At 65.6% G+C, this 21,338-nt stretch carries 17 protein-coding genes; 2 read left to right on the top strand and 15 right to left on the bottom strand.

Annotation, left to right across the window (positions count from 1 at the left end; translation table 11 throughout):
- Positions 1–10: 10 nt before the first annotated feature.
- Positions 11–1,909, bottom strand: a complete 1,899-nt coding sequence (locus tag AB3X94_RS06720; protein WP_368611108.1) for a DUF3857 domain-containing transglutaminase family protein — start codon at positions 1,907–1,909, stop codon at positions 11–13.
- 334 nt (positions 1,910–2,243) lie between these two features.
- Between AB3X94_RS06720 and AB3X94_RS06715 the strand changes: the two genes are divergently transcribed.
- Positions 2,244–2,957: a PepSY-associated TM helix domain-containing protein gene (locus tag AB3X94_RS06715; protein ID WP_368611107.1), complete on the top strand. Its 714-nt coding sequence runs from the start codon at positions 2,244–2,246 to the stop codon at positions 2,955–2,957.
- 51 nt (positions 2,958–3,008) lie between these two features.
- Here AB3X94_RS06715 and AB3X94_RS06710 read toward each other — a convergent pair whose 3' ends face one another.
- The 11 genes from AB3X94_RS06710 to AB3X94_RS06660 all read right to left on the bottom strand — a co-directional run bounded on the left by AB3X94_RS06710 (position 3,009) and on the right by AB3X94_RS06660 (position 15,512).
- Complete coding sequence (locus AB3X94_RS06710; RefSeq protein ID WP_368611106.1) at positions 3,009–4,031, bottom strand: XdhC family protein; 1,023 nt, start codon at positions 4,029–4,031, stop codon at positions 3,009–3,011.
- Positions 4,004–4,618 (bottom strand): CoxG family protein, encoded by a 615-nt coding sequence (locus AB3X94_RS06705; RefSeq protein WP_176109792.1) that lies wholly within the window; start codon positions 4,616–4,618, stop codon positions 4,004–4,006. Before AB3X94_RS06705 ends, AB3X94_RS06710 begins: the two co-directional genes overlap by 28 nt.
- On the bottom strand, positions 4,609–5,874 hold the full coding sequence (locus AB3X94_RS06700) for a VWA domain-containing protein (protein WP_368611105.1): 1,266 nt from the start codon (positions 5,872–5,874) through the stop codon (positions 4,609–4,611). Before AB3X94_RS06700 ends, AB3X94_RS06705 begins: the two co-directional genes overlap by 10 nt.
- An 11-nt stretch (positions 5,875–5,885) precedes the next feature.
- Positions 5,886–6,767, bottom strand: a complete 882-nt coding sequence (locus AB3X94_RS06695; RefSeq protein ID WP_176109790.1) for a MoxR family ATPase — start codon at positions 6,765–6,767, stop codon at positions 5,886–5,888.
- Between the two features lie 168 nt (positions 6,768–6,935).
- Positions 6,936–7,733: a xanthine dehydrogenase family protein subunit M gene (locus tag AB3X94_RS06690; protein ID WP_368611104.1), complete on the bottom strand. Its 798-nt coding sequence runs from the start codon at positions 7,731–7,733 to the stop codon at positions 6,936–6,938.
- Positions 7,734–7,761: 28 nt separating this feature from the next.
- Complete coding sequence (locus AB3X94_RS06685; protein WP_176109788.1) at positions 7,762–10,143, bottom strand: xanthine dehydrogenase family protein molybdopterin-binding subunit; 2,382 nt, start codon at positions 10,141–10,143, stop codon at positions 7,762–7,764.
- Positions 10,144–10,153: 10 nt separating this feature from the next.
- The gene (locus AB3X94_RS06680; protein WP_176109787.1) at positions 10,154–10,675 is read right to left on the bottom strand and encodes a (2Fe-2S)-binding protein; all 522 of its coding nucleotides are present in this window, start codon (positions 10,673–10,675) and stop codon (positions 10,154–10,156) included.
- Between the two features lie 415 nt (positions 10,676–11,090).
- Complete coding sequence (locus tag AB3X94_RS06675; RefSeq protein WP_176109786.1) at positions 11,091–12,482, bottom strand: amino acid permease; 1,392 nt, start codon at positions 12,480–12,482, stop codon at positions 11,091–11,093.
- 305 nt (positions 12,483–12,787) lie between these two features.
- A complete protein-coding gene (gene rqpR, locus AB3X94_RS06670) occupies positions 12,788–13,444 on the bottom strand; it encodes a response regulator transcription factor RqpR (RefSeq protein ID WP_176109785.1) in 657 nt (218 codons plus the stop codon).
- A 10-nt stretch (positions 13,445–13,454) separates the two neighbouring features.
- Positions 13,455–14,342: a sensor histidine kinase gene (locus AB3X94_RS06665; protein ID WP_368611103.1), complete on the bottom strand. Its 888-nt coding sequence runs from the start codon at positions 14,340–14,342 to the stop codon at positions 13,455–13,457.
- Between the two features lie 399 nt (positions 14,343–14,741).
- The gene (locus tag AB3X94_RS06660) at positions 14,742–15,512 is read right to left on the bottom strand and encodes a ferredoxin--NADP reductase (protein WP_018436901.1); all 771 of its coding nucleotides are present in this window, start codon (positions 15,510–15,512) and stop codon (positions 14,742–14,744) included.
- Positions 15,513–16,117: 605 nt separating this feature from the next.
- On the opposite strand from AB3X94_RS06660, the gene AB3X94_RS06655 reads away from it, so the two are divergent.
- The gene (locus AB3X94_RS06655; RefSeq protein WP_368611102.1) at positions 16,118–17,254 is read left to right on the top strand and encodes a hypothetical protein; all 1,137 of its coding nucleotides are present in this window, start codon (positions 16,118–16,120) and stop codon (positions 17,252–17,254) included.
- A 187-nt stretch (positions 17,255–17,441) separates the two neighbouring features.
- On the opposite strand, the gene AB3X94_RS06650 is transcribed toward AB3X94_RS06655, so the two are convergent.
- From AB3X94_RS06650 to AB3X94_RS06640, 3 genes are read right to left on the bottom strand one after another with little or no spacing between them, the layout of a single operon-like run.
- On the bottom strand, positions 17,442–18,398 hold the full coding sequence (locus tag AB3X94_RS06650; protein ID WP_368611101.1) for an ABC transporter permease: 957 nt from the start codon (positions 18,396–18,398) through the stop codon (positions 17,442–17,444).
- A 22-nt stretch (positions 18,399–18,420) separates the two neighbouring features.
- Complete coding sequence (locus tag AB3X94_RS06645) at positions 18,421–19,401, bottom strand: ABC transporter permease (protein WP_176110660.1); 981 nt, start codon at positions 19,399–19,401, stop codon at positions 18,421–18,423.
- 49 nt (positions 19,402–19,450) lie between these two features.
- The gene (locus AB3X94_RS06640) at positions 19,451–21,016 is read right to left on the bottom strand and encodes a sugar ABC transporter ATP-binding protein (protein ID WP_368611269.1); all 1,566 of its coding nucleotides are present in this window, start codon (positions 21,014–21,016) and stop codon (positions 19,451–19,453) included.
- Positions 21,017–21,338: the final 322 nt, after the last annotated feature.

The raw sequence follows: 21,338 nt of genomic DNA, 5'->3' as shown, positions 1-21,338 counted from the left end.
GCGTTGACGATCAAGGCGCCTGCGACGCCACGTTCGACGACTCCACCAGCGTCGATCTGACGATCACCTCCGCGCGCACGTCCCGTCCGATCGCTTCGATCGCGGGACGCATGCGCGTGAAATCATCGGGCGTGCACACGTCGCTGTCGAAATGGGTGGCGCCGTCGCGCGTCATCGTGACCACGTTGCTGAGCGGATCGAAGGTGTACTCCGACGTGAAATCGACGAAGCGGTCCTGCGTGCGTTGCGCCTCCGGCATGTCGAGCACGCGGAAGTTGGCCGGCAGTTCGATGCGCGCGCGTTCGTGGATCGCGAGGTTGTGGCACACGAACGGCTGCGTGCGCTTGCGTTCGCCGAGCCAGTAGCGCGTATCGGCCTCAACGCCGCCGCCGAGGCTCGTCAAGGCCGGGATCGATGCGGTCATGCCGGTCACCACGAGACTTTCCAGCGTGCCTTTCATCGTCAGCGTGAGCGGGCCGTCGACCGCGCTGAGGTCGCTCGTCGTCAGCGTCGCGGTGCCGCGCAGATTCGCGTTGCGCAACTCGGCCTGGATCGATTCCTCTCGTTGCCCGGGCGTCTGCGTGCGTAGCCGCGCGCGGGCCTGCTCGGCATACGGTCCGGCATCCTGCAGCCGATACGTGAAGCTCGCCGAGCCGTCCGGTTCGATCTTGATCGCGAGATCGGTGCTGCGCGACATCTGCGCGGTGGCCGGTGTTTGCGCTAGCACGCCGTCGTCGATCAACACGGTGGGACGGTTCATGTCGGATGAAGGCAGAAAACCGAACTCGACGTTCGACGCGGTCGAATCCGCGTACGTCTGCAAATCGGGCAGCCACGTGATCGCATGATTGATGACGCCGTAGCCGGGCACGCTCGGCAGCGTGTAGATGGTGCCGCTGCTGATCAGCGCCGGCTCGTTGCGCACGCCGACCGCGTCGAGCAGCGCGCCGTAGAGCGCGACGTGGTCCTTGCAATCGCCATAGCGGTTCGCGAGGATCGCGCTCGCGCTGTGCGGCACGACGGAGCCTCGCCCGACGTAGATCGCGACATAGCGGATATTGCGGCGAACCCAGTCGTACAGTGTTTTGGCTTTGTCGCGCGGGGTGTGATCGTGCGCGGTCAACTGCTGCGCGAGCTGGGTGATCGCGGCGTCGTGCGTACCCGGGTCGGCCGCGGCGCTCCGATAGGACGCGGCGAACGCGGCATAGCTCGGAAACGTCGACACCATCAGCCGATCCCCGTACGACACGTACGCGATCGAGCCGCGTTCGAGCCGGTCGAAATGCGCCTTGTCGTAGCGGAATTCGTAGCGCGTGCGGCCGTCGCGCGTGATGGGCGTCACCGCGCTGAAGCCGCGCGCGTCCGCGTACAACGGCTTGTCGGCGGGCAGGTCGTAGATCAGGCGGAAGTTGCGGGTCGGCGCGAGGTCGGGCGGCGTGAAGTCGCTGAATTCCCCAGGCACGATCGGCTGCCGCTGCGTCTTGCGGTACGTCAGATGCACGCGAGCGCCGGGTTCGACCGCGGGGAACACGATCACCTTTTCCTGGATGTCCTGGAACATCGGCGCGTCGAACGAACGGACTTCCTGCACGTCGCGGATCTGCTCGGGCGCTACCTCGTGACGTTTACCATCGGCGGTGACTGTATAGGCCTCGAGGATCTGCACGTCGGCCATGTTGCGGTTGAACCAGACGTATTGCTGCGCGACCCGCTCGACACCGGCTTCGTTGTTCACGCGCAGCGTCATCGAATCGAGCTTCGCATACGAGCCGTCCGCGCTGATGGTGAAGGTCTGCGTCTCGCCTTCGTTGGTGTACGGGTCGTCCAGTTTGACCGGCACGCTCGCGCGCGCGGCATGAATGCCGGCCAGCCAGCTGGCGGTGGCAAGGACCACGAGGCAGAGTCGCATGACGGCAGGTGTCCCCGGACGATAACGTTGACGGCATCGCCAGCTAGCGTCGTTTCACGCCGCGCGGATGTCAAGCGGCTGGCGCGCATCTGGAAGCGACTCGAAGATTGCCGGGCGGGTATGCACCGCGCACCCACAGCGTCCCGACATTGAGCAAAACACTTAATTGTGTAATGATAATGCTTCTCAATTGAAAGGCATCGCAAGCTTTTTGTCACGCGTCTCCTCCTCTGTGACCGCCAGCCAGCCCTTCACGCGATCGCCCGAATCACAAGCCGGCCGATCCGCCTCTTCTCACTCGAATTCTTCTTGCCGCTCTAGCCTGGAGTCCGTTTTGAACGCGCCTGAATCGATCGATTTGAAACCTACCGTCGCCGCGCCGGGCGTCCCCGCGCCGGGCGCCGCCGCGCAGCAGGCGCCGGGGCGGCAGCGTTCGCGTCGTGCGACCTTCATCAAGTGGCTGCGCAATGTGCATGGCTGGATCGGCTTGTGGGGCGCGGTGCTCGGGCTGATGTTCGGCGTGACCGGCTTTCTGCTCAATCATCGCGCCGGTCCGCTGAAAATTTCTACGGGCGCGCCGCAGGTCGAGGAAATGCAGATCGCGGTGCCTGAGAAACCGCTGCACTCGCCGGGGGAGATGGCGAAGTGGCTGCAACGCGAACTGAAGATCGACGGCAAGCCTGGACGCGCGAAGCGCGAGCCCGCCCATCCGGTCGCGTGGGGCGATCACAGCACGATTCAGCCTGAGCAATGGCAAGTCGGCATCATGGGCCCGGGGCAGAGCGTGCAGGCCGAGTACTGGGTCGGCAATGGCTTCGTGACGGTGAAGCACACGCGCAACTCGTTTTTTGCGACGCTGAGCAATCTGCACAAGGGCGTGGGTCTCAGCGTCGGGTGGGTGCTGTTGATCGACACGATCTCGGGCAGCCTGATTCTGCTGTCGCTGACCGGCGTACTGCTGTGGACCGAATTGAATAAACGCCGCGTGGTGGGCGTGGTACTGGTGAGCGGATCAGTGATCGCGGCGGTGCTTTGCGGCTTGATGTAAGCGCGGAAGGCACGCCCGGTGCCCTCCGTCTGGTTTGTTGAACGCGGCAGGCTACGCTTTGCAAGCGGCGCCACCCGACGCCGCAATTTCCCGTGCAGCCTTTGCGCCTTCGACCTGCAATAGCGTCGGCAGCGACACGCCATTCTTGGCCGCCGTCACCTCCGCGAGAATCGACACGGCGATCTCAGGCGGCGTCCTGCTGCCGATATAAATGCCGACTGGCCCATGCAAACGGGCCAGTTCGGCTTCGTTCAAATCGAACTCCTTCAAACGTTCGCGTCGCGCGTGATTGTTCCGGCGCGAGCCGAGCGCGCCGACATAAAACGCCGGCGTCTTTAATGCTTCCATCAGCGCGAGATCGTCGAGCTTCGGATCGTGCGTGAGCGCGATCACCGCGCAGCGCTCGTCGAGCTTCATGTCGATCACGGTATCGTCCGGCATCGTGCGGACAATCTTCGTGCCCGGCACGTCCCATTCCTCGGTGTATTCCTCGCGCGGATCGCAGACCGTCACCTGATAATCGAGCCCCACCGCGATGTGGCACAGGTAGCGCGACAACTGCCCGGCGCCGATCACGAGCATCCGGTAGCGCGGGCCGTGGATCGTCAGCAGACGCTCACCGTCGAAATGCACGCCGTCGGTCGCCTGCGCGTTGTCGAGCCGCACCGCGCCCGTCGCCATGTCGAGTTCACGCGCGACGAGCCGGCCGTTCTCCACCGCGTGACACAACTCGGCGATGCCGCTTTGCCGCGTCAACGGTTCGAGCACGAGCTGGATCGTGCCGCCGCACGGCAGCCCGAAGCGATGCGCTTCCTCGGCCGTGATCCCGTATTTCACCGCTTCCGGATGCGTCTGCTCGATGCCCTGTTGCCGTACGCGGTCGATCAGATCGTCTTCGATGCAGCCGCCCGACACCGAGCCCACCACGAGGCCGTCGTCGCGCACCGCGAGCATCGCGCCCTCGGGACGCGGCGACGAGCCCCACGTCTTCACGACCGTCACGAGGAGCGCGCAATGTCCGTCGTCCAGCCAGCGGGCGCTAGTCTTCAGAACTTCGAGATCCACGCTGTCCATGATTTTTTCCCTTTCTTTGCTTCGCCGCCGGACTCGCCGTCCGCGGCCTCTTTCGATTCCGTTTGCTCAGACGCTGACGCGGCTTCGGCTTCGGTTTCGGTCTCCACCGAGGCATCACCGTCCGCAGCTTCATCAGCGCTATTCTCACCCGAGAGCTGGGCACTCAAGCGCTTGAAAAACTCCCCGGCAATCTTGCGCGCCGCACCGTCGACGAGCCGCGAGCCGATCTGCGCGAGCTTGCCGCCGACCTGCGCGTTGGCGGTGTAGGAAAGCTTCGTCGCGGCATCGCCGTCGGCTTCGAGCGTGACTTGCGTATTGCCCTTCGCGAAGCCGGCCGCTCCGCCCTGGCCTTCGAACACGATCGTGTAGGCGTTCGGCGCGTCGATGTCGGTCAGTTGCATGCGCCCCTTGAAGCGCGCCTTGACCGGGCCGACCGCCGCGCTCAGCGTGACCAGGTACGCGTTTTCGCCGTCCGGGTCGATGCTTTCGCAGCCGGGGATGCAGGCGCGGAGAATCTCGGTGTCGTTCAACGCGTCCCACGTTTGCTGCTGCGCGACCGGCAGCGTATGAGTTTCGCTCAATTCCATGACGTTGCTCCTGCGAGTGTCGTCGCGGCGACGGCGTGGCGAGGTGTGCGCGTCAATTGCGCGAGGTCGCGGCCGAACGCTGCGAGACTGTCTAGATTATGAACCGGACGATGCGCGTCGACATACGGCAGGATCGCCTGCACGCCGCGCGCCTTCGGAGTGAAGCCGCTGAACCGCAGCAGCGGATTGAGCCACACGATGCGATGCGCGAAACGTGCGAGGCGCGCCATTTCGGTATCGAGCACGTCGATCGCTTCGCGATCGAGACCGTCGGTGACGAGCAGCACCGTTGCACGACCTGTGAGCACGCGGCGCGCCCAGCGTCGGTTGAATTCGGCGAGCGCCGCGCCGATGCGCGTGCCGCCCGACCAGTCGACCACCTGATCGCTGAGCGTCGCGATCGCGACGTCGGGATCGCGTTCGCGCAATGCGCGCGTCGCGTTCGTGAGCCGCGTGCCGAACAGAAACACCTGCAGACGTTCGCGCGACTGCAACAACGCGTGGCAGAAGTACAGCACCGCGCGCGAGTAGTTGCTCATCGAGCCGGAAATGTCGAGCAGCAGCACGAGCGGCGGCTTGCGCTCGACCCTCGCGCGATACTTCCACACGGTCCAGTCGCCACCGGCGCGCACCGCGTGCCGCGCGCTCGCGCGCAGGTCCGCGTGCGTGCCGTGCGATGCCGCCTTCAGGCGCCGCGTCGGTTCGGTGGCGAGCGGCAGCCGCTGGCCGCGGATCAGATGACGCAGCGTGCGCCATTCGTCGGCGCTCAGCGTGTCGAAATCGCGATGACGCAGCCGCTCTTCCGCGCTGAACGTCAACTGGGCATGCAACTCATGCTGCTCGGTTTCTTGCGGCGCATTCAGAGGCGGCGACGGCGGCATGCGTACCGCGAGCGCATCGGCGAGACGGTTGTTGCGCTTTGGCGGCGGCAGGCCGTCGCGCACTTTCGGCAGCAGCAGTGCGCGCAGCTTGCCCTCCCAGTCGGGGTCGCGCCAGAAAAGATCGAATGCGGCATTGAAGAGCTCGCGTTCGTCGGGCGCGGTGACGAGCAGCGCGGCAAGCGCGGCGCGCACGTCGTCGCGGCGGCCGAGATCGATCCACTGCAACGCGGCGAGCGCGTCGACTGCCTGTGCGGGCGACATCGGCAAACCGGCGCCGCGCAGCACGCGCACGAAATGAACGACGTTGCGCGCGAGCATGGGCGCGGACTGCTGCTTCGCGCCGTCGTGTCTGCGTATGCCGATGTCGTTCGTCATGCCGACGACCCTCACCCGGCCAGACACTGCGCGATCTGCGCGGCATCCACGCGCGCGAGATCGTCCTGATACTTAAGCAGCACGCCGAGCGTGTTCTGCACCGATTGCGGATCGAGCTCGGTGACCGACAGCGCTTCGAGCGCGCGGCACCAGTCGATCGTTTCGGCGATGCCAGGCGCCTTGAACAGATCCATGCCGCGCAGCCGATGCACGAAGTCGACCGCGCGCCGCTGCAATTGCGCCGACGTTTGCGGCGCGCGCGCGGCGACGATCTCGAGTTCGCGCTCGCGATCCGGATAGCCGATCCATTGATACAGACAGCGGCGCTTCAACGCATCGTGCACTTCGCGCGTGCGGTTCGACGTCATGATGACGAGCGGCGGCTGTGCGGCGCGCACGGTGCCGTATTCGGGAATCGATACCTGGAAATCCGAAAGCAGTTCGAGCAGGAAGGCCTCGAACGGTTCGTCGGCGCGGTCGATTTCGTCGATCAGCAGCACGCGTCGCGCGCCGGGATGGTTTTCGTCGGGCATCAGTGCCTGTAGAAGCGGACGCTTCAGCAGGAATTCGCCGCGATACAGCGTGTCGTTGTCGGGGCGCTCGCCGCTCGCTTCGGCGAGCCGCAGCGCCATGATCTGGCGCGGGTAGTCCCACTCATAAAGCGCGCTCGCGGTGTCGAGTCCTTCATAGCATTGCAGCCGCAGCAGCGTGGTGCCGAGCATGCCGGCCGCCGCTTTCGCGAGCTCGGTCTTGCCGACACCCGGCTCGCCTTCGACGAACAGCGGCCGCTCCATGCGCAGCGCGAGATACAGCGCGGTCGCCAGTTCGCGGCTCGCGAAATAGCCTTGGGCGGCGAGTTGGGCGAGGGTGTCGTCGATCGAAGCCGGCTGCATGGTGGTCCTGAATCTGCGCGACAGGCCATGACAAGGCGCGGCGCGAGTGAAGAACGCAATGGGCGCGAGCTCGGCGTTGAACGCAGGCGCCTGCTCGCGAAAGGAACGAAGCCGGCTTGCGCGCGCCAGGATGTTCGCGCGGCAAGCCGGGCCGCCTAGCGAGTATCGCTAGGCATTTGCCTTCGTGACCGCGCGCGCGGCGAGCAGCGGAATCAGATGCGCGCGATACGCGGCGCTCGCGTGCATGTCGTCGTTCAGCTCGCCGGGCGACACGCTGACCGCGCGTGCCGCCTCGGGCGTGAAGTTCGCCGACAGCGCGCTTTCGAGCTCGGGCACGCGAAATACCGACGACGCCGCACCCGTCACCGCAACCCGCACAGCGCCTGCGGACTTCGCGACGAACACGCCGACCAGCGCGAAGTGCGAGGCCGGATTGCGGAATTTCTCGTACGCGGCGCGCTCGGGCACCGGAAACTCGACGGCGACGATCAACTCGTCGGGTTCGAGCGCGGTCTCGTACATGCCGACGAAGAAATCGCTCGAGGCGATGCGCCGCCGGTCCGTGACGATCGTCGCGTCGAGCCCCATCGCGGCGGCCGGGTAGCACGCGGCCGGATCGTTGTTCGCGAGCGAGCCGCCAATCGTGCCGAGCGCGCGCACCTGGCGATCGCCGATATTCGAAGCCAGCTCCGCTAGCGCGGGCAACACGCGCCGCACGTCCGCATGCCCGGCGACGTCGGCATGACAAACGGCCGCGCCGATCGTCACCTTGTTGGCGTCGACGCTGATCGTCTTGAGCGCGGGAATGCGCGTCACGTCGATCAGTTGCGACGGCTGCGCAAGACGCAGGCGCATCGTCGGCAGAAGGCTCTGCCCGCCGGCGAGAAACTTCGCTTCCGGGTCGGCGGTGAGGGCTGCGGCGGCCGCTTGCGGATCCGTCGCGCGTTGATACTCGAATGAATACATGTCGAATGCTCCGCTCAGGATCGTTGGGTCAGGCCTGCTTCGCCGCTTGAATCGCGGACCACACGCGATGCGGCGTGGCTGGCATCTGCAGATTGGTCACGCCAAGGGGGGCGAGCGCGTCGATGATCGCGTTGATCACGGCCGGCGGTGAACCGATCGCGCCCGCTTCGCCGCAGCCTTTGACGCCGAGCGGGTTGTGCGTGCACGGCGTGCCCTTCGAGGTCTCGACCGTGAAGTCGGGCAGATCGGACGCATGCGGCATCGCGTAGTCCATGTACGAGCCGGACAGCAGCTGGCCGCTGTCGTTGTCGTACACGCAGCGCTCGAGCATCGCCTGGCCGATGCCTTGCCCGAGCCCGCCATGCACCTGGCCTTCGACGATCATCGGATTGATCACGTTGCCGAAATCGTCGACCGCGGTGAACTTCTGGATGCGGCTCTCGCCGGTGTCCGGATCGACTTCGATCTCGCAGATGTACGCGCCCGACGGATACGTGAAGTTGGTCGGGTCATAGAACGCGCTTTCTTCGAGGCCCGGTTCGAGCACATCGAGCGGATAGTTGTGCGGCACGTAGGCTGCGAGTGAAATTTCCGCGAACGCCTTCGTGCGGTCGGTACCCGCGACGCGAAACACGCCGTTCCTGAACTCGATGTCTTCAGCCGACGCTTCGAGCAGATGCGCGGCGATTTTCTTCGCCTTTGCCTCGATCTTGTCGAGCGCCTTCGAGATTGCCGAGCCGCCGACCGCGATCGAACGCGAGCCATACGTGCCCATGCCGAACGCGATGCGGCCGGTGTCGCCGTGCACGATCTCGACGCTGTCGAGCGGAATGCCGAGGCGGTCGGCGACCACTTGCGCGAAGGTCGTCTCGTGGCCTTGGCCGTGGCTATGCGAACCCGTGAACACGGTGACCGAACCGGTCGGGTGCACGCGAATCTGGCCGACTTCGAACAGTCCCGCGCGCGCGCCTAGCGCGCCCGCGATGTTCGACGGCGCGAGACCGCATGCCTCGATGTAGCACGAGTAGCCGAGGCCGCGGCGCTTGCCGTTCTTTTCCGATTCCTGCCGGCGCGCGGGGAAGCCTTCGACGTCCGCGAGCGTCAGCGCGCGCGACAGGATCGCGTTGTAGTCGCCGGTGTCGTAGGTGAGGCCGACCGGCGTCGCGTACGGGAACTGCGTGATGAAGTTGCGGCGGCGAATTTCCGCGGGGTCGAGCTTCATCTCGCGCGCCGCGGCTTCGACCAGACGCTCGACGACGAACGTCGCTTCCGGCCGGCCCGCGCCGCGATACGCATCGACCGGAACGGTGTTGGTGAAGACCGCCTTCACTTCCGCGTAGATCGCGGGCGTCGCGTATTGGCCGGCGAGCAGCGTCGCGTACAGGATCGTCGGCACGCTCGACGCGAACGTCGACAGATAGGCGCCCATGTTGGCGATCGTATGCACGCGCATCGCGAGGAACTTGCCGTCGGCGTCCAACGCCAGCTCGGCCTTGGTCACGTGATCGCGGCCGTGCGCGTCGGAAAGGAACGCCTCGGAGCGCTCGGCCGTCCATTTGACCGGCCGGCCGAGCTTCTTCGATGCCCACGTGAGCGCGACGTCTTCCGCGTACAGGAAGATCTTCGAGCCGAAGCCGCCGCCGACGTCCGGCGCGATCACGCGCAGCTTCGATTCCGGCAGCGACAGCACGAACGCGGCCATCAGCAGTCGCTCGACGTGCGGATTCTGATTCGCCACATACAACGTGTAGCTATCGTCCTGCGCCGAATAGCTCGCGTTGACCGCGCGCGGTTCGATCGCGTTCGGCACGAGGCGGTTGTTGACGATGTCGAGCGTGGTCACGTGTGCGGCTTTCGCGAACGCGGCGTCGGTCGCGGCCTTGTCGCCGTGACCCCAGTTGTAGCAGACGTTGTCGGGCACTTCGTCGTGCACCGCTGCCTGACCCGGGTCGGCCGCATGCGCGGTATCGACGACGGCCGGCAGTTCTTCGTAATCGACCTCGATCAGTTCAGCTGCATCTTTGGCGGCCTTGATCGATTCGGCGATCACGAGCGCGATCTGGTCGCCCACATGCCGCGCCTTCGTATGCGCGATCACCGGATGCGGCGGCTCGTTCATCGGCTTGCCATCGGTGCTGTGGATCAGCCAGCCGCACGGCAGTCCGCCGACCTTCTCCGCCGCCAGGTCCGCGCCGGTGAAGATTGCGACCACGCCCGGCGACTGTTTGGCCGCGCTCGTGTCGATGCTGTTGATCTTCGCGTGCGCGTGCGGCGAGCGCAGGAACACCGCGTAGGTTTGCTGCGGCAGCACGATGTCGTCGGTGTACTGGCCTTTGCCGGTCAGGAAGCGATAGTCTTCTTTGCGTTCGACGGCGGCGCCGATCAGGCTCTGGGTATCGGGTGCGTTCATCGTCGGCTCCTCAGGCGGTTGCGCCGGCGGCATTCGCGCCGGCAGTTGCGCTCGATGCGGCGGACGCCTTCATACCCGCGGCGCCTTCGAGCACGGCCTTGACGATGTTGTGATAACCGGTACAGCGGCACAGATTGCCGTCGAGCTGTTCGCGCACTTCGTCGCCGGTCAGATCGGGTTGACGCTGCACCAGCGACACCGCGCTCATCACCATGCCCGGCGTGCAGAAGCCGCATTGCAAACCGTGGCAGTGCTTGAACGCGGCCTGCATCGGATGCAGCGCGCCATTGCGCGCGAGCCCTTCGATGGTCGTGACTTCGGCGCCATCGGCTTGCGCGGCGAGGATGTTGCAGGACTTGATCGCGCGGCCGTTCAGATGCACGGTGCAGGCGCCGCATTGCGCGGTATCGCAGCCGACGTGGGTGCCGGTCAGACGGAGTTGATCGCGCAGGAACTGGACAAGCAGGGTGCCAGGGTCGACTGAGGCGCTCACGGGTGCGCCATTGACCGTCAGACTGATGCTGATCGCCATGAAGCTGTCTCCTATATTGATCGGAGCGAGCGCTTCGGCGTATCGATCCCCGCCTCCACGCTGACCACGATCCCATGCAAGATAGTTGCTGTGGGTGAGACCGGACCTGTGATTGTTGTTGCCCCTGCTTTTGCTTCGACTGCGTGTGACTGCGATTCGCGAGGTCCGATGAGGGTGCTGCGGGTTTTACAAGTCTGCCGAAAAGTAAAGCACAAATCGCGCGGACGCGCTATGAGGGGAAGTGTGTCGGCGCGCGCGAGCGCACCAACAGAAGACGGCGGCCACGGAACGGGACGCCGCAAAGACGAGCGCCCCGTCTGCAGGGCATGACGGGGCGCTTCGATAAATCAGCGGAAAGCGAGGCCGCGCTCGCGAGCATTCAGCTCATTGGCGTGGCCTCGTTGAAAACGGCGCCTTACTTTGCCAGTTTCGAATGACGGCGCGAGTAGCCGAAATAGACGATCATGCCGATCGCGAGCCAGATCAGAAACGCACCCCACGTGATGCCTTGCAGATTCAGCATCAGGAACAGGCACGATGCGACCGCGAGCACCGGCACGACCGGCACGCCCGGGCAACGGAACGCGCGCGGCAGCTCGGGGTGCGTCTTGCGCAGCACGAGCACCGCGATCGACACCATCGAGAATGCCGCGAGCGTGCCGATATTGATCAGTTCAGCCAACACATTGAGCGGCACCAGCGCGCCGATCAGGCCGAAGAAGATACCGACGAGCCACGTCGTGAAGAACGGCGTCGCGAAGCGCGGATGCACTTTCGACAGCTTCGCGGGCAGCAGCCCGTCGCGCGACATCGCGAAGATCACGCGCGTCTGACCGTAGGCCATCACGAGAATCACGGTCAGCATGCCGAGCACGGCGCCGAGGTCGATGAAGCCCGCGACCCAGTTTTGCCCCGCGAGCTGCAGCGCGTACGACACCGGGTGCGAAATGCCCATGAACTTCTCGGACGGCACGATGCCGGTGACGACCGCAGCCACGGCCACATACAGCACCGCGCACACGCCTAGCGACGCGATGATGCCGATCGGCAGATCCCGCTTCGGATTCTTCACCTCTTCCGCCGCCGACGACACCGAGTCGAAGCCGATGAACGCGAAGAACATCACCGCGGCCGCGCCGAACACGCCGCTCCAGCCGTGCGGCATGAACGGGTGCCAATTGGCCGGCGTGACGTGGAACACGCCGACGCCGATCACGAGCAGCACGACCACGACCTTGATCGCCACCATGATGTTGTTGATCCGCGCGGATTCGCGCACACCGACCGACAGCAGCGTGGTGATCGCCATCATCACGAGGAAGGCGGGCAGGTTGAACAGCGTTTCGTGTCCGGGGACGGCGCCGGGGGCCGCGGTCAGCGCCATCGGCAGCGACACGCCGAAGCCCGACAGCAGCGACTGCAGATAGCCTGACCAGCCGACCGACACCGCCGAGGTCGCGAGCCCATATTCGAGCATCAGGTCCCAGCCGATGATCCACGCGGCCAGCTCGCCGAGCGTCGCGTACGAGTACGTGTAGATCGAACCGGCGACCGGAATTGTCGACGCGAATTCGGCATAGGCGAGGGCGGCGAAGCCGCAGGCGATGGCCGCGATCACGAACGAGATCATCAGCGCGGGGCCGGCCTGCAAGGCGCCCGTGCCGGTGAGCACGAAGATGCCGGTGCCGATGATGGCGCCGACGCCGAGGAAAGTCAGGTCGAGCGCGCCGAGCGCCTTTTTCAGGCCGGCGGTCTGAGCGCTTGCCGCAAGCATGTGCTCGACGCTCTTTTTGCGAAACAGGGACATTGGCGTGGGTCTCCAGTGGTGCACGCGTGTTGCGCGCCGAATGTCGGGAAAACCCGCAATTCTAGCGGATGCGTGCCACCGGGCCGGTTCAAAACGGCGCTTCGTGGACCAGGGCGATGGGCGGAAACTCCCGCCAGGAGGGCGCGTCGGGGTGGTCTTGCGGTGCCGCAAGCGGGGGGCGGCAGTCACGCTTTTACTGAATAGGCGATCGATGGGGACGGAATCTCTTCGTTTGCGCGGACGCCACGATCGGCTCGGGCCGACTGCGGCACAACGCCGCAGTCATGGGTATGGCGTCATCTGGCCTAGCCGGCCATCGCTGGATTCAGATCGACGAGGCGGTTGCTCATCACATAGAACGTGAGCTCGGCGTTGTTGCGCAGCTTCATCTTGTCGAGCAGCCGCGTGCGGTACACGCTGACCGTCTTCACCGACAGCGACAGTGTGGCCGCGATATCGGTGAGCCGTTTGCCCGACGCGAGCATGCACAGCGTCTGGTACTCGCGATCGGACAGCTTTTCGTGCGGCAACTGCTCGCCGTCGAACGACACGTAGTCGGCGAGCGCCTCGGCCATCTCGGGGCTCACGTACTTGCGGCCCGCGGCGACTTGCTGGATCGCGCCGATCATCTGCGCGGCATCGACCGTCTTCGACAGATAGCCGGACGCGCCGGCCTTGAGCGCGCGCACCGCGTACTGGTCCTCGCGGTACATCGAGAACATCAGCACCGCGACGCGTGGCGCCTTGCGCTTCAGGCGCTTGAGCACCTCGACGCCATTCATGTCGGGCAGCGAGATGTCGAGCAGCACGACGTCGAAGCTGTGATGAACGACCGAGTCGAGCGCTTCCGAGCCGCTTTGCGCCTCGGCGACCTCGCGCGCGACGCCGCGATCGAGCAGCAGCTGGCGAACGCCCTGGCGGACCACCGCGTGATCTTCGACGATCAGGATGCGCAGGCTCATGGTCGCGGGCTCACGATTGCAGCGCGCGCCGGGCGGCGCGCGGGGCGGGGGTGGTAGCCAGCACCGCGTGCCACGCGAAGCGGGCCTGGATCAAGGTGCCGCGCGGGGCGACGGCGCCGTTGCTGCCAGTGCCGCTATCCTCGCCGCAACTGACGCTTGCGCGCCTCGCGCCGACCCGCAACGTGCCGTCGAATGCGGCGCAGCGCGCCTGCATGCCGGCGAGGCCGAAATGGCCGGCTGGTTCTTTCTGGCCACCGCGTTCGCGCGCGCCGCGCGGCAGGCCGATGCCGTCGTCGCTGACGAGGAGCCTCAGATGACGCGCACCCGTTTCGATACGCACGTCGGCGCAGCTCGCGCGTGCGTGCTTCGCGACGTTGTTCAGCGCTTCCTGCGCGACGCGGAACACGGCGAGTGCGGCATCGGCGGGCAGGCGCGCGAGACGCGCGTCGTCGGCGCAGGTGACGGTGGTGCGCAAGCCGGTGCGAGAGGAGAAGTCGCGCACCCAGCACTTCAGCGCGCCGGCGAGGCCAGTCTCGAACGACGGCGCGTGCAGTTGCGCGATGGCCTCGCGGTTCGACGCGTGCACGGCGTCGAGCGAACGGTTCGCGACCGCGAGCGCGGCCGCGCATTGCGGCGGCGCGTCGGCGGGCAGCCAGGTTTCGATGCTGGCGAGCGCGAAGCGCGTCGCGGTCAGCTCGGCGCCGACGCCGTCGTGCAACTCGCGCGCGACGTGGCGGCGTACGCTTTCCTGCGCGTCGACCAGTTCGGCCGACAGCTCGCGCACCCGCGCGCGCAGCCGCTCGATCTCGCGCGCGGCGTGCGACGGCATGTCGAAGCCATCACGCTGCGCGGCCGAGGCCAGGGCAGCGTTGAACGGGACGGCAGTCGACGTATCCATGAATTTCCCTCTCAGGACGCGAAGTGGACAGCGAAGCCGGCGCGCGCAGACGGAATCAACGCCTGCGAATCACGAGGTTTCGCGTCGGACGAAACACGATGGCCCAACGTAACGAAATTTACATTCAGTAACAACTCGGGTTGACGATGTTCAGTGCATGAATTCGTCTGATCTCGCGGCGCGATGATATCCCAAAAAGATTAAAAAAGCAGTTGCACCAAGGGTTAGCGCATGGTTCTCAGAAATTACTTGATGTTCGTCATATGCTCGCCGTGTCAGAGCAATTCTGGCAGCGAAGGTGATGTAACAGGCTCCAATTTGTAACGGAGCAACAAAAAAGGAGCCCGAAGGCTCCTTTTTGGAATTCGCGGTGCGCGGGCCGCGAGAGGGAATACCGGCTCAGCCGACGAAGGCCTTTTCGACCACGTAATGACCCGGCTCGTTGTTGCTGCCTTCCTTGAAACCGGCGTCTTCGAGCAGCTTGCGCGTGTCGCGCAGCATGTGCGGGCTGCCGCACAGCATGACGCGGTCGTTTTCGAGCGAGAAACCCGGCACGCCGAGGTCGGCGAACAGCTTTTCGGTTTCGATCAGCTCGGTGATGCGGCCGCGGTTCTGGAACGCTTCGCGCGTGACGGTCGGGTAGTACAGCAGCTTTTCCTGCACGAGCTCGCCGAGGTGTTCATGCGCCGGCAGGTGCTCGGTGATGTATTCCTTGTACGCGAGTTCGTCGACGAAACGGCAGGTGTGCGTGAGCACCACGCGCTCGTAGCGATCGTAAATGTCCGGATCTTTGATGATCGACATGAACGGCGCGAGGCCCGTGCCGGTGGACAGCAGCCACAGCGTCTTGCCCGGCAGCAGGTTATCGGCCACCAGCGTGCCGACCGGCTTCTTGCCGATCAGCACTTCGTCGCCGACCTTCAGATGCTGCAGACGCGAGGTGAGCGGACCGTCCTGCACCTTGATGCTGAGGAATTCGAGATGTTCTTCGTAGTTCGCACTCGCGAGGCTGTAGGCGCGCAGCAGCGGCTTGCCATCGACCTGCAGGCCGACCATCGTGAACTGGCCGTTTTCGAAGCGGAACGACGGATCGCGCGTGCAGGTGAAGCTGAAAAGCGTATCGGTCCAGTGATGGACGCTCAGGACGGTTTGTGAATTCAGGTTGCTCATGGCTTCTTGGATAGTGCGAAAACAAAGGCGGCCAGTCGTCTGAGCCGGCCGGCACGGCAAGGGCGATGCTGCGCTGATCCGTGGTCGGGACTCCCGCGCAATCCAGCATTTTACCGTGCCCGCCGGGGCGGGGCCGCGGCGCGGCGGGCGAGCGTGGTAAAGCGGGTTGCCAAACCGGGAAGCGGCGGCGCCGGCTTGCTGGCGCCGCGAAGTACGTTGGCGTGAGAGCGGCCGTGCTTCAGCGGGGTACGGCGGTTCGGCGAACACCGCGCAGGGCGGCTGCCATTGGCTGTCCGGCGGGCGTGAAAGCGACGCGCCGCGTGGGCAACAATTTCAAGATGATACCGAAACGCGGCGTGCGCTGCAGCATTGACCATGCTGATAAGGCTGGCAAATGGGGCGGAACCGTCCCTACGCCATCGGGATCGCCTCGGGTTCGACTATCGGTTGCACGGCGCGATTTTTTGGGGAATACGCCTGACGTCACCTCGTTTACGCAGGACGCGACTCGCGCGAAGCCAGGCAGTGCGGTGGCTGCGCGACTCGTCCTGGCGGCCGCGACCGCCCCTGCGAGTAGGAGGTGTCAAATGGAAACTTCTCGTGCGATGTCTGCATTCGGTTCATATACGGACTTCACCGGATTGGTGATACGGGCACGCGCATCGCGCCGCTTACGTCGTGCGGTGTGTCAGGCCGGTCTGCTGGTTTTATCGTTGGGGGCGGTCGGGGCCGAGGCGCAGGAGGTGATTTTGCCGCCGCAGTCCGTGACCTCGTCGACCGTTCCGGCCAACGGCGATGTGAATCCGTATGGCATGGCGTTCGTGCCGTTCGGCGTGCCGTCCTGGAGCATGCTCAAACCCGGCGATGTGGTGGTGTCGAATTTCAATGCGAAGTCGAACCTGCAGGGAACCGGTACGACGATCGTCAAGCTCGTGCCCAATAGCAATCCGGTGACCTTCTTCCAGGGAAGCAATCTCGGTCTCACGACGGCGCTCGCGGTGCTCAGAAGTGGCTTCGTGCTGGTGGGCAATGTGCCGACTACGGATGGCAAGAACGTCGTCCCTCCGGGCTCGCTGCTCGTCATCAATCCGCAGGGCGGGCTCGTCACGGAACTGAAAGATAAGAAGCTGCTGGACGGCCCCTGGGATCTCACCGTGATCGACGGGGGGCAATTTGTCCGGGTCTTCGTCTCGGACGTGCTGAATGGAAAGGTCGCGCGGATCGATCTTGCGATCGGGGAGAACGGCGTTCAGATGCTGCCTAGCTCGACCATCATCGCGTCAGGCTATCTGCACCGCACCGATCCGGCGGCGCTGGTGGTCGGCCCGACCGGACTGGCGTACGACCCATCACGTGACGTGCTCTACGTCGCCTCGACCGGTGACAACGCGGTGTTCGCCATCTACGGCGCCGCGGGCGCGAATCACGATGGCGGCGTCGGCCGGATGATTTACCAGGACAACAAGCACCTGCACGGTCCGCTTGCGCTGGCACTCGCACCCAACGGGCATCTCGTCACCGCAAACGGCGACGCGGTCAACCCCGACCCGAATCAGCCCAGCGAAATCGTCGAGTTCACCGTCGACGGACAGTTCGTCGCCCAATTGCAGGTCGATCCTGCGCCGGGCTCGGCGTTCGGCCTCGCCTTCGGCCTCGATAGCAAGCGCCACCTGCAGTTCACGGCGGTGGACGACGCCACCAATACCGCGACGGTCTGGACGTTGCGCACGAACAATCAATAAGGAAACCGAGGACGACGATCGGGGACGTCCTGACGCGTCGGGGACACGTCACGGTCACACGGTTTCACGGCGAGTCTATCGGTACACAGACATGGGTCGGGGGCGGCGATTGTAGCGGCAAGCCTCAGTCAAATAAGGAAAATCTGTCCGATGGTATTGTTGACGCCAACTCGCGGGTGCCGCTTGCTCAGGCCGCCGCCGCCCGCTTTTTTCCTCGCTGTTTCAGCACCCGCGCCTGCAGCACGATCACGAGTAGCAGGAACACGCCGCGAATCACCGATTGCCAGTACGCGGACAGACTGATGAAGCCGAGTCCGTTCTCGAAGTTCAGCAGGTTGAACACGAGCCCGAGCAGCAGCACGCCGGCGATCGTCATCGCGACGGAACCTTCGCCGCCGGTCAGCAGCGTGCCACCGAGCACGACCGCCGAGATCGCGAACAGCTCCCAGCCGACGCCTTCGTTCGGCTGCCCCGCGCCGAACTGCGCGGCGAGGATCACGCCCGCCATGCCGGCGAGCAGCCCGCTGACCGCATAGGCCATCACCAGGGTGCGGTCCACGTTAAGCCCCATCAGCCGCGCGGCCTCCTCGCTGCCGCCGATCGCGAGCGAGTGCCGCCCGAAGCGCGTGCTGCGCAGCGCGAGCCAGCCGGCCACCGCGGCGACCAGCGCGACGAGTCCCGGGATCGGCAGTCCGAACAGGTCGCCCTGACCGAAGTTGCCGAAGTTCGAATCGGCCGCGATCGAGACCGCGTCGTTCTTGCCCAGCAACAGCGCGACGCCGTGCGCGCCGAGGCTCGTCGCGAGCGTGACGATGAACGGCAGGATCTTGAGCCGCGTGATGATGATGCCGTTCACCACGCCGACCGCGAGCCCGGCCGCGCAGCCCGCCAGCACCGCGACCCAGCCCCCGTAGACGCTCGTCAGCGCGGCGACCACGCTGGCGAGCGCCGCGACCGTGCCGACCGACAGATCGATGCCGCCCGTGATGATCACGAAGGCCATGCCGATCGAGATCAGCGCGAACATCGAGTTGTAGCGCCAGAACGATGTGATGTTGTACGCCGAGCCGAAGTGGTCATAGCGCACGAGGCCAAAGACGACGAGCGCCGCGAGCGCAAGCAGGATGGGAAGATTCTTTTTCATCGCATCGAATCCGGAGAGGTTGTCAGCGCGAGCGCCGCTGCACGTAAACCGCCGCGACGATGATGCCGGCCTTCACGACGAGCGCGGCCGCATCGGGAATGCCGTGCGCGAGCAGCGTATAGCGCAGCAACTGGATGATCAGCGCGCCGATCAGCGTGCCGCCTATATACGCTTTGCCGCCCGTCAGCGCGGTGCCGCCGACCGCGACCGCCGCGATCGCATCGAGTTCGACGCCGAGCCCCACGACGTTCGCGTCCGACGAGGAATTCACCGAGATCGAGATCAGCCCCGCGAGGCCCGCGAGCGCCGCGCACAGCGTGTACGCGACCATCTTGACGGCAGCGGTCGGCACGCCGCTCAGATACGCGGCTTTCTCGTTGCCGCCGGTGATCAGCAGATACTGGCCGAACAGCGTCTTGCGCACGACCCACACGAATACGCCGACCAGCGCGAGCATCAGCAGCACCTGGAATGGCACGCCCGCGACCTTGCCGAGCGCGATCCACTGAAAGGCTGGCGTGTTGAACGCCTGTAGGCTGCCGTCGGTGACGACCTGCGCGATGCCACGTCCGGCGATGAACAGCACGAGCGTCGCGACGATCGGCTGCACCGATAATCGCGTGACGAGCAGGCCGTTGAACACGCCGCACAGGGCGGCCGCCAACACCGGCAGCACGAACGCGAGCGCGATGCCGAGCGGTCCCGCGATGTTGAGGAACAGCATCGGCGCGAGCGCGCCTGCAATCGCCATCGACGCGCCCACCGACAGATCGATGCCGCCCGTCGCCACGACCAGCGTCATGCCGATGCCGACGATCACGATGGTCACGACCTGCGTCATGTTCACGTTGAAGGTCTGCAGCGACCAGAAATGCGGCGTGAAGATCAGGTTGAACAGCACCATCGCGAGCAGCACGATCACTTCGCGCTGCATCGCGAGATGGCGCCACTTCTGCACGGTGCTCGCGGACCGAGCGGGCGGCGTGTCGGTCGATTGCATCATGGTTGTATCGGCGCCCGGCGCCTCGCCGCGCAGCGGATTGGAATGCAGCTTAAGCGCCATGACGGTCGCCCTCCAGCGCGTCTTCGATGTGTGCCGCTCGCGCGGCTTGCGCGAGCGCAGATTGGCCCTCGCTGCCGTAGGCGATCGCATCCATGATCGCGGTCTCGCTCATATCGGCTCCGTTCAGTTCGGCGACCGTGCGGCCGTCGCGGATCACGACCGCGCGATCGGCGACCGCGGTCAGCTCTTCGAGCTCGGACGCGGACAGCAGCACCGCGAGCCCCGCGTCGCGCAGCTCGCGCACGATCTTCGCGACGTCGGCTTTCGCGCCGACGTCGATGCCGCGCGTCGGCTCGTCGAGCAGCAGCAGCGCTGGTTCGGCCGCGAGCCAGCGCGCGAGCAGCACTTTCTGCTGATTGCCGCCCGACAGCTCGCGGATCGGCTGATCGGCCGAGCGCAGCTTGATGCCGAGCGAAGCGATGAAGCGATCGACGATCACCTGCTGCTTCTTCACATCGACGATGCCGTTTTTCGCAAGCGTGCGCAGGCAGACGAGCGTCAGGTTGTCGCGCACCGACAGTTCGGGGACGATGCCTTCGCCCTTGCGGTCTTCGGTCAGGTACGCGAGGCCGCGAGCGATCGCGTCCTGCGGAGATTTCAGCGCGACCGTCTCGCCGCCGATCGCGAGCGAGCCTTGCGCCAGCGGATCGGCGCCGAACATCAGCCGCATCGTTTCGGTGCGGCCCGAGCCGAGCAGGCCGGCCAGACCCACCGCCTCGCCGGCGTGCACGTCGAGCGACACGCCGTTGACCTTCGGCGGCGCGCCAAGCTGTGTCGTGCCGATCACCTGCTTGCCGCGCTTTGCGAGATTCGCTTCGCGCGCTGCCGTGTCGTCCTGCACGACCGCGGCGAGCGAGCGGCCGAGCATCGTCGTGACGAGCTGCAGCTTGTCCATCTCGGCCATCGTGCTTTGCGCGACCGTCTGGCCATCGCGCATCACGGTCACGCGATCGCACAGCGCGTAAAGCTCGTCGAGCCGGTGCGACACGAAGATCACCGCGCGGCCGTCGTCGCGCAGCTTGCGCACGACGGTGAACAGCAGCTCGACCTCGCGCTCGTCGAGCGACGACGTCGACTCGTCCATGATCACCATCTTCGCGTCCGACGACACCGCGCGCGCCAGCGCCACCATCTGCTGGATCGCGGTCGAGTAACGGCCGACCGGCTTCTTCACGTCGATCTGCAAACCGAACGAATCGAGCAGCGCCGCCGCGCGCTGCTGCACCGTGCGCCAGTCGATCAGACCGAAGCGGCGCGGCTCGCGGCCCAGAAAGATGTTTTCCGCGACCGAGCGGAACGGTACCAGGTTAATCTCCTGGTAGATCGTGCTGATGCCCGCTTCGCGCGCCTGCTTCGGCGTGCGGAAATCGACCTCGCGGCCTTCGAAGCGCACGCTGCCCGAGCCGCGCCGATAGGCGCCGGTCAGGATCTTGATCATCGTCGATTTGCCGGCGCCATTCTGGCCGATCAGTGCGTGCACTTCGCCGGCTGCCACGCTCAGATTCGCACCGCGCAACGCGGGCACGCCGCCGAAGCTGATGCCGATGTCCTGCATCTCGAGCAGCGGCGAACTGGTAAGGGGGGAGTGTGGCGTCTCTTTGCCAGATTCCGTCACGGGAGTTCTCCTGATGCGGATGCTGCCGATATTGCCGGATGCGCTGTTGCTGGCGACGCGGTCGGGCCGCCCCAGCGCGTGCGGCCCATGTTACGCCCGTATAAAAGCGAAGCGACGGTCCGTCGGTCACGGGCGCGTCGCTTCGAAGCCTTCCCGCCACCCGCCCGACGAGGAGACATTGGTAGAAGGCGGGTGACTTCCTGCTACAACGCCGAAGGGAGCCCCGGGAATATGCCGCCCCGGGGCACTTCACGATGCTTGC

Source organism: Paraburkholderia sp. BR10923 (genome assembly GCF_040948765.1).
GTDB classification, from domain to species: Bacteria; Pseudomonadota; Gammaproteobacteria; order Burkholderiales; family Burkholderiaceae; genus Paraburkholderia; species Paraburkholderia youngii.
This window is presented reverse-complemented; position numbering and strand designations above follow the sequence as displayed.